Genomic DNA, 14639 nt, shown 5'->3' with positions numbered 1-14639 from the left:
GTACCACGCCATGGGTGGCTGCGTCAGCCTTTGCCGAGGATGGTGTCGCGGGCCCGGTCAAGCATCGCCGCGAACGGTCCGGCGGCCAGATTGGCCACCTGCGATTCCACTCCGGGGTGCGGGCGGGTGGGCGCAATCGCCTCGGCGAGCTTGGCGGCGCGCCCCATGCGCTCGAGCTCCTCGCCGCTCAATTCCTCACCCAGCTTGGCGAATTCGTCGTACTCCTCGTGCTCGGCGTGTTCGATGACCGCGTCGCGCAGCTTGGTCAATTCGCGAGTGAACTCCTCGCTGTCGACGTCAAGCTTTTCCAGCTTCTGCAGAACGGTCTTGGCTTCGTGCTCTTCGTGGAGGCGCTTGTCGACCACGGCGGCGCCGTCGGAGATCTTGCGCTTGGCGCGGGGGTGCACGATCTCCTCCTCCGCGGTTTCGTGGACGGCGAGCAGCCGCCGAAGCTCGACGAAGGCCTTCTCGCGGGCCTTTCCGGACGCCGCCAGTGTCTCGGCGAACATCGCTTTGATCTGCTCATGCTGACTGACGAGGAAGTCGACCACGTCGGTGGGCGACTTGATGGCGTTCGTTGCCACAGTGTCCCTCCCATCTACTTTGGTTCGACGCGCAAGGCTGTGCGCGCTCCGTCAACGGCTACCCGACGAATCCGGGCGTCAAACGGAGTGTGGCCGCGCCCGCGCGGGGTATGTACTGGACAAACAGCGAAAGGAGCTCGCGGTCGATGGATGCCGAAATCGATTCCCGCACTCGCCACCGCATCCGGGCTCTGTTGCGCTGCGGAGTCGTCGGCGTGCTCGCGACGGCCGCGCTGAGCACGGGCTGTTCGCGCCCCGGAGCATCGCTGGAAGCCGCGCCCGACGTCGAACTCTGGCAGGCAGGCGCCGCGTTGCACGAGCCGGTGTGGTCGTATCGGATAAACGCGTTGGTCGCGCTCACCGACGACCACCGATTGGCCGAGGTCAGTGCCGGCGATCACGGCGCAGGGGCCAAGACGCGGTTTTCCGCGCCCATGGCGTCCGGGCGCAACCTGCAAATCAGCCGAAAAGACGAGCGGGTGGTGTTCGTGCCACAACCCGAGCGCGGCAAGGTGGCGGAGGTCGACCTGGAAAGCCTGCGCCAGGTCAACGATTTTGACGCCGGACCGGCGCCGGCCTACCTGACCGAGGATTCGGGATTGCGGATGCTGCTTGCGCTTTCGGCGGATGGGAAGGCGGTGACGCCGGTGGATCAGTACGGCTACCGCAAGCTCCCCACCGCGACCACCGGCGAGAGCGCGGACACCATAGACGGCGCCGATCGCGGCCGCGAGCTGGACTACCACCTGTTCGGCTCGTCGGGCATCCGCCATTTCCAGGGGACATCGTCGCCCGCGGCGGAACGCGGATCACTGGACTTCGACGTCGCGGTTTCGGCGGGCGACGGCACCGCGGTGACACGCAGCTACGTGGCCGGACGCGACGACGACACCCTGCGCGCCGTCGACTCGCGCCGCGGCGGAAAGGGATTGGAGGTGCTGGCCAGCACGCGGTTACCGTCCCCGATCCGCGAACTCGGCACCGACGACACCAGGATCTATGCGGCCACCGACCACGAACTGGTGACGCTGGAGGCGGCGTGCTTCACCGGTTTTCCGGACGGTCACATCCCGGTACTGCGCGCCATCGATTACCGGTCGGGGCTGCCGCCCGACGCCCGGGCGGCCCAGCTCTCGGGAATGGCCGTCGGGCCGCATCGGGTCTACCTGACCTTCGCGCACGCGCCCTACGTGGTCGGCATCGCCAAACCGCGCCTGTGACGGGTTTGCCCAAGCGCCCTCGTCGGCTACATTTCGGGCAGGTTCTCCCCGCTAAGGAGGCACTGGGGTGACCAACCCGCAGGACCCGTACTGGCAAAACCCGCTCAGCTATGACCCGCTCGGCCGCGTCCCGCCGGCCGACGAGGAGCTACCCGACGAGCTGCCCACCGCGCCTTCGCCTTTCACGCCGCCGCCAGCGCCCTACCGCCCGCCGGTCAACACCATGGCGACGCTGTCGCTGGTCTTCGCATTCCTCTTCGCGCCGGCGGGGGCGATTCTGGGACATCTCGGCCTGTCGCAGATCCGCCGCACCGGCGAACTCGGCCGCGACCGCGCGCTGGTGGGCGTGACGCTGTCGTACATCTTCATCCTGTTGGCGGTCGTCGCCCTGGCCGGGTGGGCCACGCTTTCCGGTTCGACCTCCCCGAACCGGACGCCTCCCGGGTCCAGCACGGCGGCCGGGCCGCCGCCGCCCACAGTCCCCCCGGAGACCATCGCCACGCTGCTACCCGGGCTCGACGCCCTGCGGAACATCACCGGCGATGCGAACCTCGATGCCGGACCGACCTGGAACAGCCCCGGCCGACCCGCGGATGACGGCAGCATCGACCGCCCGGAGTGTTGGGGAAGCATCGCCGCCGGCAGCCCGGACGCCTACCCTCCGGGGGCGCTGGCCGGATATCACGCCGGGCAATTCACCGATACGCGCAGCATGCTGAAGTCGATGCAGGTCATCCAGGGCGTGGGGGCGTTCCGCGATCCCGCCGCCGCCCAGGCCCAGCTTGCGGGCTTGTTGTCGGGATGGCGCCAGTGCGGCGGCTACACCGTCACCGTGACCGCCCCCGGCGGACGGCCGATCCCGATGTCGTTGGGCACGCCCGCCGACGCCGGCAACGGCATCACCACCCTGGATCTGACGCCCAAGGCCATTCAGGTGCGCTCGGCGCGGGCGATCGCCACCAAGGCGAACGTCGTCATCGACCTGAGCGTGTCCGCCAACGGCACCACGGACAGCGGGCCGCCCCGCGCGGCCGCGGTCAGCATCGCCAACTACATCCTCGGCAAGATCCCCGGCTGAGCGGGCTACGGTTCGCCGCGACCCACGAGCGTGGCGACCCGCAGCGCCCGGCTCCGCCGCGCTCGCGATCGCCACTACGCTGAGCCCATGAAATTTGTCGACGTCGACGGGGTCGGCCGGGTCAGCCGGATCGGCCTGGGCACCTGGCAGTTCGGTTCGCGCGAATGGGGTTACGGAGATAGCTACGCCGCCGGTGCAGCCGGCGACATCGTCCGCCGCGCCCTTGCCATGGGGGTGACGCTGTTCGACACCGCCGAGGTGTACGGCCTGGGCAAGAGCGAGCGGATCCTGGGCGAAGCCCTCGGCGACAAGCGCGCGGACGTCGCGGTGGCCAGCAAGATCATGCCGGTCGCGCCCTTTCCCGCCGTGGTCAAGCAGCGCGCCCGCGCCAGCGCGCAGCGGCTGAGGCTGGACCGGATCCCGCTTTATCAGATTCACCAGCCCAACCCGGTGGTGCCGGATTCGGTGATCATGCCGGGCATGCGCGACCTGCTGGAGCGCGGCAAGATCGGCGCGGCCGGCGTCTCGAACTATTCGCTGCAGCGCTGGCAGAAGGCCGACGCCGCGCTCGGGCGCCCGGTGATCAGCAACCAGGTGCACTTCTCGCTCGCCTTCCCGAAGGCGCTGAAGGACCTGGTGCCCTTTGCCGAGCGGGAGAACCGCATCGTGATCGCCTACAGCCCGCTGGCACAGGGCCTGCTCGGCGGCAAGTACGGCGTCGACAACCGCCCCGGCGGCGTGCGGGCGGTGAACGCGCTGTTCGGCGCCGAAAACCTGCGCCGCGTCGAGCCGCTGCTGCAGCTGCTGCGCGACGTCGCCAAGGACGTGGACGCCAAGCCGGCGCAGGTGGCACTGGCCTGGTTGATCAGCTATCCGGGCGTCGTCGCGATTCCGGGCGCCTCCAGCGTCGAGCAGCTCGAGTTCAACGTCGCCGCCGCCGACATCGAACTGCCCACCGCATCACGTGACGCGCTCACCGAGGCGGCCCTGGCGTTCCGGCCCACGTCGACGGCGCGTTTCCTCACCGACCTGGCCAAGGAGAAGCTCGGCCGCGGTTAAGACTGGTTGGCCTCGGCGAACGCGGCGGGGCTGGCCGGCGCCCCGCGCGCCACCACGAGCGGCATCGATGTCGAGGCGTTGGTGCGCAGGATGGTGTGGACGACGTCGACGAGGTCCTCGACCGGCATCAGCTTGCCGGGCATGCAGCCGCGCGCCGACCACAGCGGCACCGCTTTCATCGCGAGATCCATATCCCAGCCCTCGTTCATGCCGGTCTGGCTGTCACCCTCTCCGCCCGCGCACTCCCCGACGATCAGGTTGGTGAAGCCGATGTCGGAGTGTTCGGCTCGCCACGCTTCGACGAGCCGCTCCAGGGCGGCCTTGCTGACGCCGTAGGCGCCCAGACCCGGCCACGGCGGCCCGAAGGTGCCGGCGTCGGAAGACAGGTACACTGCCTTGCCGGCCGACGCGGTGAGGTAAGGCACCGCCGCGGCCGTCACCAACGATGCGCCGATGACGTTGGTGTCGAAGATGCGCCGCCACGTGTCGGCGTCGGTGTCCACCATGCGGACCAGCGGCCCCACCGCGGGTGTGTAGACGATGTTGTCGATGCCGCCGAGGGCGTCGGCGGCGTGGTCGATGGCCGAGCGGCAGGAGCCCTGGTCGGTGACATCGCATTCGACGGCGATCGCGTTCGGGCCGGCGTCCTTGGCCGCGGCTTCGATGCGCTCCCGGCGCCGGGCGAGTAGCGCGACCTGATCGCCGCGCTGCGCAAGACCGACGCCTATGCAGCGCCCCAACCCACTGGAGGCGCCGATGACCACTGTCCTTGACATATTCGCCCTCTCCTGTAACGACCCCGCTGCAGCCACAGCGTATCGGCAGGCGGCGCGTTACGTAACGTTCGGGCGGGTTTGTGTCAACGTGGTCAGCCGCCGTCGGGCGCCTGCAGCACCACGGCGGTATGCGCGTCGACGGTGAAAGTACCTCCGCCGGGCACCTCGTCGGCCGGTGTGGTCTCTTCGGGCCCGGTGAAGACCACAACCTGCCAAGAAGCGCCGAATTCCTTTGGCGGCAAGGTGAATTCGATCGGCTCGTAGTGGGCGTTGAAGCACAGCAGGAAGGAGTCGTCGAGCACCCGTTGCCCCCGCGGATCGCGGTCGGGGATGCCGTGCCCGTTGAGGAACACGGTGACGGATTTCGCGAAGCCCGCGCCCCAGTCCTCCTCGGTCATCTCGGTGCCTTCCGGGGTGAACCAGGCGATGTCGGCCAGCCCGTCCTGACCTCGACGCCCCAGCGGTTTGCCGGAGAAGAAGCGGCGCCTGCGGAAGACCGGGTGCTCGGCGCGCAGCGCCGACACCGTCCGGGTGAATTCCAGCAGCCCGGCGTCGGCGCTGTCCCAGTCGATCCAGGTGAGTTCGTTGTCCTGGCAGTAGCCGTTGTTGTTGCCGTTCTGGGTACGACCGAGTTCGTCGCCATGGCAGATCATCGGCACGCCCTGGGACAACAGCAGCGTGGTCAAAAAATTGCGCTGCTGGCGGGCGCGTAGCTGGTTGACCTGTTCGTCGTCGGTGGGACCCTCAGCTCCGCAGTTCCAGGACCGGTTGTGGCTCTCGCCGTCGTTGTTGTCCTCGCCGTTGGCCTCGTTGTGTTTTTCGTTGTAGGACACCAGGTCGCGCAGCGTGAAGCCGTCGTGGGCGATGACGAAGTTGATCGACGCCACCGGCCGCCGGGCGGTGTGCTCGTAGAGATCCGCCGATCCGGAGAGTCGATAGGCGAACTCGTCCAGGGTGGAGGGCTCGCCGCGCCAGAAGTCGCGCACGGTGTCGCGGTACTTCCCGTTCCACTCGGTCCACTGCGGCGGGAAGTTGCCCACCTGGTAACCACCCGGGCCGACGTCCCACGGCTCGGCGATGAGCTTGACCTGGCTGACCGTCGGATCCTGCTGCACGAGTTCGAAAAACGTTGCCAGGCGGTCGACGTCGTAGAACTCGCGGGCCAGCGTCGAGGCCAGGTCGAACCGGAAGCCGTCGACATGCATCTCGGTCACCCAGTAGCGTAGCGAGTCCATGATCAGCTGCAGCGCGTGCGGATGTCCGACGTTGAGGCTGTTGCCGGTGCCGGTGTAGTCCATGTAGTACTGCTTGTCGTCCTCGACCAGCCGGTAGTAGGCGGCGTTGTCGATGCCGCGCATCGACAGGGTCGGGCCCAGGTGATTGCCCTCCGCCGTGTGGTTGTAGACCACGTCGAGGATGACCTCGATGCCGGCCTCGTGCAGCGAGCGCACCATGGCCTTGAACTCTTGAACCTGGCCGCCCGGCGTGGTGGCGCTGGAGTACTTGAAGTCGGGTGCGAAGAATCCGATCGTGTTGTAGCCCCAGTAATTCGACAGCCCCTTGTCCACCAGGGTGGAATCGTTGGCGAAGTGGTGCACCGGCATCAATTCGATGGCTGTGATGCCGAGGTCCTTGAGGTGCTCGATGATCACCGGGTGCGCCACCGCGGCGTAGGTGCCGCGCAGCGGCTCGGGGATGTCGGGGTGGGTCTGGGTCAGGCCCTTGACGTGCGCCTCGTAGATGACCGAGTCGGCATATTGATGGTCCGGCGGCCGGTCGTTACCCCAGTCGAAGTAGGGGTTGATCACGACCGACTTGGGCATGCTGGCCGCCGAGTCGTCGTCGTTGCGGCTGTCGGGGTCGCCGAAGTTGTAGCTGAACAGCGACTGATTCCATTCGAACGAGCCGTCGATGGCTTTCGAATACGGGTCCACCAGCAGCTTGTTCGGGTTGCACCGGTGCCCCGCGGCCGGGTCGAACGGCCCGTGCACGCGGTAGCCGTAGCGCTGGCCCGGTTCGATGTTGGGGATGTACGCGTGCCAGATGAAGCCATCGACCTCCGGCAGGGTGACGCGGCTCTCGACACCCTCGGCGTCGAACAGGCACAACTCGACGCGCTCGGCCACTTCGCTGAACACCGCGAAGTTGGTGCCCGCGCCGTCGTACGTCGCCCCCAGCGGGTAAGCCCTGCCCGGCCACACCTCTCCGGTGGGTGTGGGAGCGACAGCGTCTGCGGTGGTCATGGCGCAATCAATACCCTGCTTACCGGACCGTCAAACTGTGCGTCACGCCCGAAAGCGCCGCGACTTACTGGAAAGCCTTGGCGCATAGGAGATCACGGCTTGAGTATGACCTTCACCGCACCGTCCTGCTTCTTCTGGAAGATGTCGTAGGCGTGCGGGGCCTCGTCGAGGGGTAGCACGTGGGTGGCGAAGCTGTCGACGCCGAGCGGGTCTTCGTCGGTCAGCAGCGGCATGATGTCATCGACCCAGCGCTTCACGTTGGCCTGCCCCATCCGCAGCGTCACCTGCTTGTCGAACAGGGTGAGCATCGGCAACGGGTCGGCCATCCCGCCGTACACGCCGCTCAACGAGATCGTGCCGCCGCGCCGCACGATGTCGATGGCGGAGTACAGGGCACTGAGGCGGTCCACGCCGGCGGTTTGCATGACCCGCTTGCCCAGCACATCGGGCAGCAACCCGGCAACCTGCTGTGCCAGTTTGGCCGCCGGCGAGCCGTGCGCCTCCATTCCCACCGCGTCGATGACGGAATCGGTTCCCCGCCCGTCGGTCAGGTCGCGGATCACGTCACCCAGCGGGGTGTCGAGCCGACTCGAATCGATGGTGTGGATACCGCGTTTCGCGGCGCGGGCGAGCCGCTCGGGCACCAGGTCGACGGCGATGACGCGGTAGCCCAGGTGATCGGCGATGCGCGCAGCCATGTCCCCGATGGGACCCAGCCCCAGCACGGTCACCGAGCCGCCATCCGGGACGTCGGCATAGGCCACCGCCTGCCACGCGGTCGGCAGCACGTCCGACAAGTAGACGAAGCGTGAATCCGGCGGTCCCACAGGAACTTTGATGTGGGTGAACTGGGCCTGCGGGACGCGCAGCAGCTCTGCCTGTCCGCCGGGGACTTCGCCGTAGAGCTCCGAATAGCCGAACAGGGCGGCGCCCATACCCTGATCGCGCACCTGAGTGGTCTCGCATTGGGTGAAGAGCTGTTGGTCGCACATATGGCAACTGCCGCAGGAGATTTGGAAGGGGATGACCACCCGGTCCCCCACCCGCAGGTCACCCGTTTGACCGCCGACCTCCCGCACGATGCCCATGGCCTCGTGCCCGAGGATGTCCCCGGGGTTCATGAACGCCCCGAGAATCTCGTACAGGTGCAGGTCGGACCCGCAGATATTGGTCGAGGTGACTTCGATGATCGCGTCGGTAGATTGCTCGATCTTCGGATCGGGCACCGATTCCACCCGCACATCGCGTTTGCCGTGCCACGTGACAGCCTTCATGGGAGGGCGATACCCGTCTCGCACCCGTCGAAACCGCTTTGCCACCGCTGTCGCGAATGGCTTTAACCGCGGCGGTGTTTGAGGGGATGTTCGCTGTCGATGAGGGCGGCCGCGACGTCCACCAGCCGGATGTTGGATTGCTGCGAAAGACGGGTGAGCAGCCCGAAGGCTTCGACGGAATCGAGGTTGAAGCGCTCCATGATGACGCCCTTGGCCTGCCCGATGATGTCACGCGTGGCCAGGGCGCTGCGAAATTGGTCCTGGCGGCGCATCATCGTCCAGGCCAAGGCGATATGGGTGGCGTACACCGTGCCCAGCTCCACTGACTCACCGCCGAATGCGCGCGGGGCGTCGGCGTAGAAGTTCAGCGCTGCCATGCTGCTGCCGTCGACGAACAGCTCATAGGACAGGATGGAACGGATCGGGGTCTGCTCGAGCGCATGCCGCCGGTAGCGCGGCCAGCGCTGTTCGGCGTCCAGGTCGGCGATATGCATGATGTGGTGTTCCCAGGCCGCGGCCAGGCACGGCCCCTCGCCGTACCTGTTCTGAATCGCGTCAAGAACCATCGGGTAGTGATGCGTGGCGGCCACGCTGCTGACCGACCGGCTCTTCTCGGCCAACGTGATTCCCGCATACTTGGCGCCGGTCACGTGGTCGACGCCGTTATCGATCAGCTCGTGCAGCCCGGCCGCGGTATCGCCGTTCTCCCGCTCCAGGTTCGTCACCAGCTCCACAAGCTGATTGACGATGGTGGCGCGTCCATCTCGCATCGAACATCACCCCCTCGGGCCTGTCGGGCCGCAGAGCCCCTTCTCGCAGGGGTCAGAGTGGCATTGACAAGTGTATGAGCCATTTAGCGAAGCGCAAGGCCGGACAACGAATGCCCATCAAGCGATGACCGCCCACCCAGCGCACAGAGGGGCTTCGGTGCGAAGGTAACATCAAAAACTGCCCCGCACAACGTCTTTCGCGTCGACCGCGAGCGCGGGATCGAAGGGGCACCGCGCCGGTCCCCGACGGCCGCCTACACTCGGCTGGGTGACCTCCATTGTGATCGTGGGAAGCGGCTTCACCGGATTCACCTGCGCCCGTCGGCTGGCCAAAATTCTGCGGCGGCGGCGCGCCCCGGTCGACATCACGATAATCTCGCCGGTCGACTACATGCTCTACACGCCACTGCTACCCGACGTCGCCGGTGGTGTCGTCGATGCCCGCTTTGTCGCTGTGCCACTGGCCAATTCGCTCAAGGGTGTCCGCGCTGTGCGTGGACGCGTGGACGCTGTGGACTTCGCCCGGCACACGCTGACCTATTGCGATCCCGAAGAGCGCAGCCATTCCATGTCCTGGGATCGTTTGGTGCTGACGCCCGGTTCGGTGACGCGGTTGTTCGACGTACCGGGGCTCGCCAGGCACGCGCGCGGGCTGAAAACCACTGCCGAAGCCCTCTATCTGCGAGACCATTTCGTGGAACAGCTGGAGCTGGCCAACATCGAAGACGATGCCCGGATGGCCGCCGCCCGGCGCACCGTCGTGGTGGTCGGCGCGTCGTATTCGGGCACCGAGCTGGTGGCGCAGCTGCGCGCTCTAGCCGATGCCGCGGCCAAGCAGATGGGTTTCAACCCCGCCGAGGTGCGGTTCTTGCTGCTGGACCTGGCCGACCAAGTGATGCCCGAGGTGGGGAAGAAGTTGGGTGACGCCGCGCTCAAGGTGCTACGTAAGCGCGGCATCGACGTTCGGCTCGGCATCACCCTCAAGGAGGCGCACGCCGATCACGTTGTGCTCAGCGATGATTCGCGCATCGAGACACGCACGATCGCGTGGGTGACGGGGGTAGTCGGCGCGCCGTTGATTCAGAACCTGGGGCTACCGACGGAGAAAGGCCGGCTCACCGTGCAGCCCGATCTGCAGGTGCCCGATCACCCCGACGTCTTCGCGGCCGGTGACGCGGCCGCGGTGCCCGACTTGACCCAACCGGGAAAGGTCACGCCGCCGACCGCCCAACACGCGACCCGGCAGGGCAAGGCGCTGGCCCGCAATGTCGCGGCCAGCCTCGGTTACGGCAGCAGCAAGGAGTACAAGCACCGCAACCTCGGCCTGGTCGTCGACCTCGGACCGCGCTACGCGGTGGCCAACCCGCTCAACATCCACTTGTCCGGATTGCCCGCCAAGGCCGTCACCAGGTCGTACCACTTGTACGCGATTCCACGCGGCGTCAATCGGTGGGCGGTGTCACTGGCGTACTTGACCGACTTGCTGTTCACCCGCTCGGTCGTTTCGATCGGGTTGTCCTCGGAGGACGACGCGCAATTCACCGCCAGCGAGGGCATCCCCATGCCCAAGACGAGTTGACTCGACCGGCGTCAGCCTTCGGCCGACTGTTGCGCCATCGCGTAGGCGAGTTGAAGGAAGTCCGCGCCGGCCAGTGCGGTGAACACCCCGGCGACGAGCCGGGTGAACCTGGGTGCGAAAACCAGGCCGATGGCGAATCCCGTGGCGACCCACATGTCCAGGCAGAAGGGGCAGGTGAGCAACTCGCCCAAGCTGTGCCGGAGCTGACTCTGGTCGCGGGCCTCTTCCTGGACTTCCGCCGGTCCGCCCGTGCCCGCGTAGTGCGTGAAGGGCGCTCGCAGCGGGCTCGTCACCGCGTCCTTGGTCAAGGTGCGCGACAGCTTGTGGGTGCCCAGGGTGAGCAGGACGAGGTCCTGGACCCGCCACCGGGTCGGAAGTGTGCGCCCGCTGGCCAGCGCGGCCAGCACCGCAAAGACCACTACGACGCCATAGACGAACATCACCGCCAGGTAGCCGCCCAGTGGCCGGTCGTTGTCGCCCCGGTAGGCATCGGCTTCCTGCCGCGCGCTGCTGGCGACCTGGGCACCGGTATCCGTCAACTCACCCATCGCTTCTCCTCAAAGGCATAGCGGGTTGGGTACCCGGCGTCGGCCGGCGCAATCCGGAACGGCTCAGGCTGTGTCCGGTTCGACGGCGTTGGTCCTTTTTGCGGCTTCCCGCAAGGTGCGGTTGGTGGACCGCAGGTCGGTGTTGGCCGCCGACAGCGTGGCGTTGTGATCTTCCAGGTCGAGGATGCGCGCGACGCCCGCCAGGTTGACCCCGGAGTCGACCAGCTCACTGATGCGTCTGAGCCGCATCAGGTCGTCGGCGCTATACCGGCGGGTGCCGCCTTCGCTGCGGGCGGGTGTGATCAAGCCGTAGCGCTCGTAGAGCCGCAATGACTGCACCGCGATCCCGGACAATTCGGCGGCCACCGAGATGCCGTACACACCATGGTCGGACGAGGGGGCACCCGCGTCGCCGCGGTAGTCGGCCATCACCCATCTCCTTCAACCACCCGCACAAAAAATCTATCTAGCACACTTGCATCATTCTGTCGAGAGTGCTATATGAAATCTATGTCATTAGACATAGGAAATTGCCGACCCACCGCCTAGATTGGAGTGAGAGGTGACCACCATGCTGATGCGTTCAGATCCGTTCCGTGAGCTCGACCGCTTCGCTCACCAAGTCCTCGGCACTGCCGCCCGGCCGGCAGTGATGCCGATGGACGCCTGGCGCGAAGGCGAGAAATTCGTCGTCGAGTTCGACCTGCCCGGCATCGATGTCGACTCGCTGGACATCGACATCGAGCGCAATGTGGTGACCGTGCGCGCCGAACGGCCGGCCGTCGATCCCAACCGCGAGATGCTGGCCACCGAGCGGCCGCGCGGCGTCTTCAGCCGCCAGCTGGTGCTCGGCGAGAATCTCGATACCGAAAAGATCGAGGCCTCCTACGCCGAAGGCGTTCTGCGCCTGCATGTTCCGGTGGCCGAGAAGGCGAAGCCGCGCAAGATCACGGTCGGCCGCGGGGACACGCCGCGGGCCGTCCGGGACAGCGCCGGCGAGCGCGAGGTCATCAACGCCTGACCGACCGGCGGCCCGGGCGGCGGTCAACTCCCCCGACCAGCGCCCGCCGCCGGCCCCGGACCACCGGTGCGGACGTCTCGCCCGGCGCCAGGAAGACCGAATCCAGATGAAATGGGAACTCGATGGCCAGACGGCCAACGTCGAACGGGCGTTGGCCGGCGGCGCCGCACAACCGGCGGGCTGGTTTCGGTTCTACTTCACCGACCAACGCTGGGAATGGTCGGAACAAGTGCAACGCATGCACGGGTATGAGCCCGGCAGCGTCACTCCGACCACCGATCTGGTGCTCTCGCACAAGCATCCCGAAGACCGCGGGCATGTCGCGGCCACCATCGATCAAATAGTCCATACGCACCAGGCGTTCAGCACTCGGCATCGCATCGTCGACACCCGGGGAAATGTGCGCCACGTCGTCGTCGTCGGCGACCGGATCTTCGACGACGACGGTGACGTGATCGGAACGCACGGGTTTTACATCGACGTCTCGGGACCGCGCGAGCGATCGCGCGAGGACGAGATGAGCGCGAAAATCGCTGAAATCAGCGAGAATCGGGCCGCCATCGAACAGGCCAAGGGCATGCTGATGCTGATCTACGGCCTCAGCGAAATCGCGGCGTTCGATTTGCTCAGGTGGCTGTCCCAGGAAGCGAATGTCAAGCTGCGACCGCTGGCCGAGCAGATTGCCGAAGACTTCCGCCGAGCCGGCCTGCCGCTGAACACGCAGTCGCAATTCGATCACCTGATGCTGACCGCGCATGAGCGCGTCCACCCGTCCGCCGACCACGAGTAAAACTTTGGCGGGCAACGCCTTTGGCCCTCAGTGGTCGATCAGCGGGGCGACCCAGTGGACCCGGGTGCCGCCGCCGGGCGCACTGGTGATCTCACAAGTGCCGCCGAGTTGTTCGGCGCGCCGCTTCATGTTGGCCAAGCCGCTGTGCCGCGTGTTGCCGGCCGGTATGCCGCATCCGTCGTCGACCACGTCCAGGGTGAAGGTGTCCGCGACGCTGACGTCGACGGTCAGCCGCGACGCGCCCGCATGACGCAGGGCATTGCTGACGGCTTCGGTGGCGACGGCTTCGGCGTGGTCGGCCAGTTCGGTACCGATGGCGGTCGTCGGCCCGTCCAGGCGCACGGTGGCGACGAGATCACGGTTTTCGGTCAGGTCGGCCACCACCCGCTGGATGCGCCGGCGGAAATCACCGCTCGCGGCGATCGGGTCCTTGAGCGCGAAGATCGTCGTGCGGATTTCCTCGATGATGGTCTGCAGATCGTCGAGCGTGCGATTGAGCCGCTCGGCCACTTCGGGCGAACGCGCCCTTGCCAGCGTGCCTTGCAAGTTCATCCCGGCCGCGAAGAGGCGTTGAATGACGTGGTCGTGCAGGTCATGGGCGATGCGTTCGCGCTCAGCCAGGATGGCCAACTGCCGCGCGTCCTCGCGTGCCGACGCCAGCACCAGCGCGATGGCGGCATGCGTGGCGAAATCGCTGACCAGGTCCAGATAGCTCTCGTTGAACGGCGGCTGCTCGGCGCCGCGGGCGATCGCGATCACCCCGACGACCTCGTCGCGGGCGCGTAGCGGCATCACGATCGCCGGGCGCTGCCCGACGTCGGTGAAGGCCTGGATCGGGTACTGCAATTCCTCGGTGATCAGCGGTTCGCCGGATCGGTACACGGCGCCGCTGGTGGAGCCGTCCACCGGAACCCGTTGACCGAGCACATCGGAGGCGTGCAAACCCACCGCAGCGGAGACCACCAGCGTGTCGGCATCGTCGTCGGCCGCGTCGGTGTCGGCCGGCACCAGCACGATGGCCTGTTCGGCGCCGGTCAACACGCGCGCGCGTTCGGCGATCAGTTGCAGGGGGCGGTGGTGCGGTTCGGAACGTGACAACAGCGCGGTGGTGATCTCGCGGCTGGCCTCCATCCACTTCACCGATGTCCGTTCGCGTTCGAAGACCTGCGCATTGTCGATGGCGACGGCGGCCGCGAACGCCAACGCGCGGGCGGCAACCTCGTCGGACTCGGAGAACACCCGCTTCGGATCGGTGTGGGTGAGATACAGGTTGCCGAACACGGTGTCGCGGATGGTGATCGGAACCGCGAGGAAGGCACGCATTCTCGGATGGTGCTCGGGAAAACCGACGGCGGCGCGGTGCGTCGTCAGATCGTCCATCCGCAGCGCGGGCGTGTCCAGCAGTGACAAGCTCAACAGACCCCTGCCGACCGGCAGGTGCCCGATGCGCGAAACCGTCTCGGCGTCCATGCCCTCGTGGACAAACGACTTCAAGTTGCCGTCGCGATCGCGGATAGCCAGCGCGCCGTATTGTGCGGAGGTCAAATCCCTTGCCGCACTGAGGGTCCGATGCAGAGTGGCGTCGCGATCGAGGCCCGCGCCGATCTCGACGATGACCCGAAGCAATCGCTCCATCTGATCGCGCGCGTCCAGCAACTCGTCGAGCTGGGCGTGCATCTTGGTGACCAGCCCGCGCT

Annotated in this window: 14 protein-coding genes; 6 read left to right on the top strand and 8 right to left on the bottom strand. The window is 67.0% G+C overall.

Going from position 1 to position 14639, the window contains the following annotated elements; translation table 11 throughout:
• Positions 1–23: 23 nt before the first annotated feature.
• On the bottom strand, positions 24–584 hold the full coding sequence (locus tag AC5Y30_RS25000) for a hemerythrin domain-containing protein (RefSeq protein ID WP_499921896.1): 561 nt from the start codon (positions 582–584) through the stop codon (positions 24–26).
• Between the two features lie 146 nt (positions 585–730).
• Between AC5Y30_RS25000 and AC5Y30_RS24995 the strand changes: the two genes are divergently transcribed.
• From AC5Y30_RS24995 to AC5Y30_RS24985, 3 genes are all read left to right on the top strand, one after another.
• Positions 731–1804, top strand: a complete 1074-nt coding sequence (locus tag AC5Y30_RS24995; RefSeq protein WP_499921894.1) for a hypothetical protein — start codon at positions 731–733, stop codon at positions 1802–1804.
• A gap of 67 nt (positions 1805–1871) precedes the next feature.
• Entirely contained in the window at positions 1872–2882 is a 1011-nt protein-coding gene (locus AC5Y30_RS24990; RefSeq protein ID WP_499921893.1) for a sensor domain-containing protein, read from the top strand.
• Between the two features lie 87 nt (positions 2883–2969).
• Positions 2970–3941, top strand: coding sequence for an aldo/keto reductase (locus AC5Y30_RS24985; RefSeq protein ID WP_499921965.1), 972 nt, complete (start codon positions 2970–2972; stop codon positions 3939–3941).
• On the opposite strand, the gene AC5Y30_RS24980 is transcribed toward AC5Y30_RS24985, so the two are convergent.
• From AC5Y30_RS24980 to AC5Y30_RS24965, 4 genes are all read right to left on the bottom strand, one after another.
• Positions 3938–4705 carry an SDR family oxidoreductase gene (locus tag AC5Y30_RS24980; protein ID WP_499921963.1) on the bottom strand — a complete coding sequence of 256 codons (768 nt, stop codon included), beginning with the start codon at positions 4703–4705 and terminating at the stop codon, positions 3938–3940. The two genes, AC5Y30_RS24985 and AC5Y30_RS24980, sit on opposite strands and share 4 nt — an antisense overlap.
• 104 nt (positions 4706–4809) lie before the next feature.
• Positions 4810–6960 carry a glycogen debranching protein GlgX gene (gene glgX / locus AC5Y30_RS24975; protein WP_499921891.1) on the bottom strand — a complete coding sequence of 717 codons (2151 nt, stop codon included), beginning with the start codon at positions 6958–6960 and terminating at the stop codon, positions 4810–4812.
• A gap of 92 nt (positions 6961–7052) precedes the next feature.
• A complete protein-coding gene (locus AC5Y30_RS24970) occupies positions 7053–8234 on the bottom strand; it encodes a zinc-dependent alcohol dehydrogenase (protein WP_499921890.1) in 1182 nt (393 codons plus the stop codon).
• A gap of 62 nt (positions 8235–8296) precedes the next feature.
• The gene (locus tag AC5Y30_RS24965) at positions 8297–9004 is read right to left on the bottom strand and encodes a GAF and ANTAR domain-containing protein (protein WP_499921888.1); all 708 of its coding nucleotides are present in this window, start codon (positions 9002–9004) and stop codon (positions 8297–8299) included.
• 268 nt (positions 9005–9272) lie between these two features.
• On the opposite strand from AC5Y30_RS24965, the gene AC5Y30_RS24960 reads away from it, so the two are divergent.
• The gene (locus AC5Y30_RS24960) at positions 9273–10583 is read left to right on the top strand and encodes an NAD(P)/FAD-dependent oxidoreductase (RefSeq protein ID WP_499921886.1); all 1311 of its coding nucleotides are present in this window, start codon (positions 9273–9275) and stop codon (positions 10581–10583) included.
• An 11-nt stretch (positions 10584–10594) separates the two neighbouring features.
• On the opposite strand, the gene AC5Y30_RS24955 is transcribed toward AC5Y30_RS24960, so the two are convergent.
• Complete coding sequence (locus AC5Y30_RS24955) at positions 10595–11131, bottom strand: DUF1360 domain-containing protein (protein WP_499921885.1); 537 nt, start codon at positions 11129–11131, stop codon at positions 10595–10597.
• 63 nt (positions 11132–11194) lie between these two features.
• A complete protein-coding gene (locus AC5Y30_RS24950) occupies positions 11195–11560 on the bottom strand; it encodes a MerR family transcriptional regulator (protein ID WP_499921883.1) in 366 nt (121 codons plus the stop codon).
• A gap of 142 nt (positions 11561–11702) precedes the next feature.
• Here AC5Y30_RS24950 and AC5Y30_RS24945 point away from each other — a divergent pair, with 142 nt between their 5' ends.
• Together AC5Y30_RS24945 and AC5Y30_RS24940 are read left to right on the top strand one after the other, a co-directional pair.
• On the top strand, positions 11703–12152 hold the full coding sequence (locus AC5Y30_RS24945) for an Hsp20/alpha crystallin family protein (protein WP_499921881.1): 450 nt from the start codon (positions 11703–11705) through the stop codon (positions 12150–12152).
• A gap of 106 nt (positions 12153–12258) precedes the next feature.
• Complete coding sequence (locus AC5Y30_RS24940) at positions 12259–12942, top strand: PAS and ANTAR domain-containing protein (RefSeq protein ID WP_499921879.1); 684 nt, start codon at positions 12259–12261, stop codon at positions 12940–12942.
• Between the two features lie 27 nt (positions 12943–12969).
• Here the strand turns inward: AC5Y30_RS24940 and AC5Y30_RS24935 are convergent, their stop codons facing one another.
• Positions 12970–14619, bottom strand: a complete 1650-nt coding sequence (locus AC5Y30_RS24935; RefSeq protein WP_499921961.1) for a GAF domain-containing sensor histidine kinase — start codon at positions 14617–14619, stop codon at positions 12970–12972.
• Between the last annotated feature and the right edge of the window lie 20 nt (positions 14620–14639).

This window comes from Mycobacterium sp. NGS27 (assembly GCF_059813005.1).
This window is presented reverse-complemented; position numbering and strand designations above follow the sequence as displayed.

Bases quoted from the DNA above. Each gene is read 5' to 3' on its own strand.
- AC5Y30_RS24995 (WP_499921894.1), top strand. From the start codon at position 731: ATGGATGCCGAAATCGATTCCCGCACTCGCCACCGCATCCGGGCTCTG.
- AC5Y30_RS24985 (WP_499921965.1), top strand. From the start codon at position 2,970: ATGAAATTTGTCGACGTCGACGGGGTCGGCCGGGTCAGCCGGATCGGC.
- glgX (WP_499921891.1), bottom strand. From the start codon at position 6,960: ATGACCACCGCAGACGCTGTCGCTCCCACACCCACCGGAGAGGTGTGG.
- AC5Y30_RS24970 (WP_499921890.1), bottom strand. From the start codon at position 8,234: ATGAAGGCTGTCACGTGGCACGGCAAACGCGATGTGCGGGTGGAATCG.
- AC5Y30_RS24965 (WP_499921888.1), bottom strand. From the start codon at position 9,004: ATGCGAGATGGACGCGCCACCATCGTCAATCAGCTTGTGGAGCTGGTG.
- AC5Y30_RS24955 (WP_499921885.1), bottom strand. From the start codon at position 11,131: ATGGGTGAGTTGACGGATACCGGTGCCCAGGTCGCCAGCAGCGCGCGG.
- AC5Y30_RS24950 (WP_499921883.1), bottom strand. From the start codon at position 11,560: ATGGCCGACTACCGCGGCGACGCGGGTGCCCCCTCGTCCGACCATGGT.
- AC5Y30_RS24945 (WP_499921881.1), top strand. From the start codon at position 11,703: ATGCTGATGCGTTCAGATCCGTTCCGTGAGCTCGACCGCTTCGCTCAC.
- AC5Y30_RS24940 (WP_499921879.1), top strand. From the start codon at position 12,259: ATGAAATGGGAACTCGATGGCCAGACGGCCAACGTCGAACGGGCGTTG.
- AC5Y30_RS24935 (WP_499921961.1), bottom strand. From the start codon at position 14,619: ATGCACGCCCAGCTCGACGAGTTGCTGGACGCGCGCGATCAGATGGAG.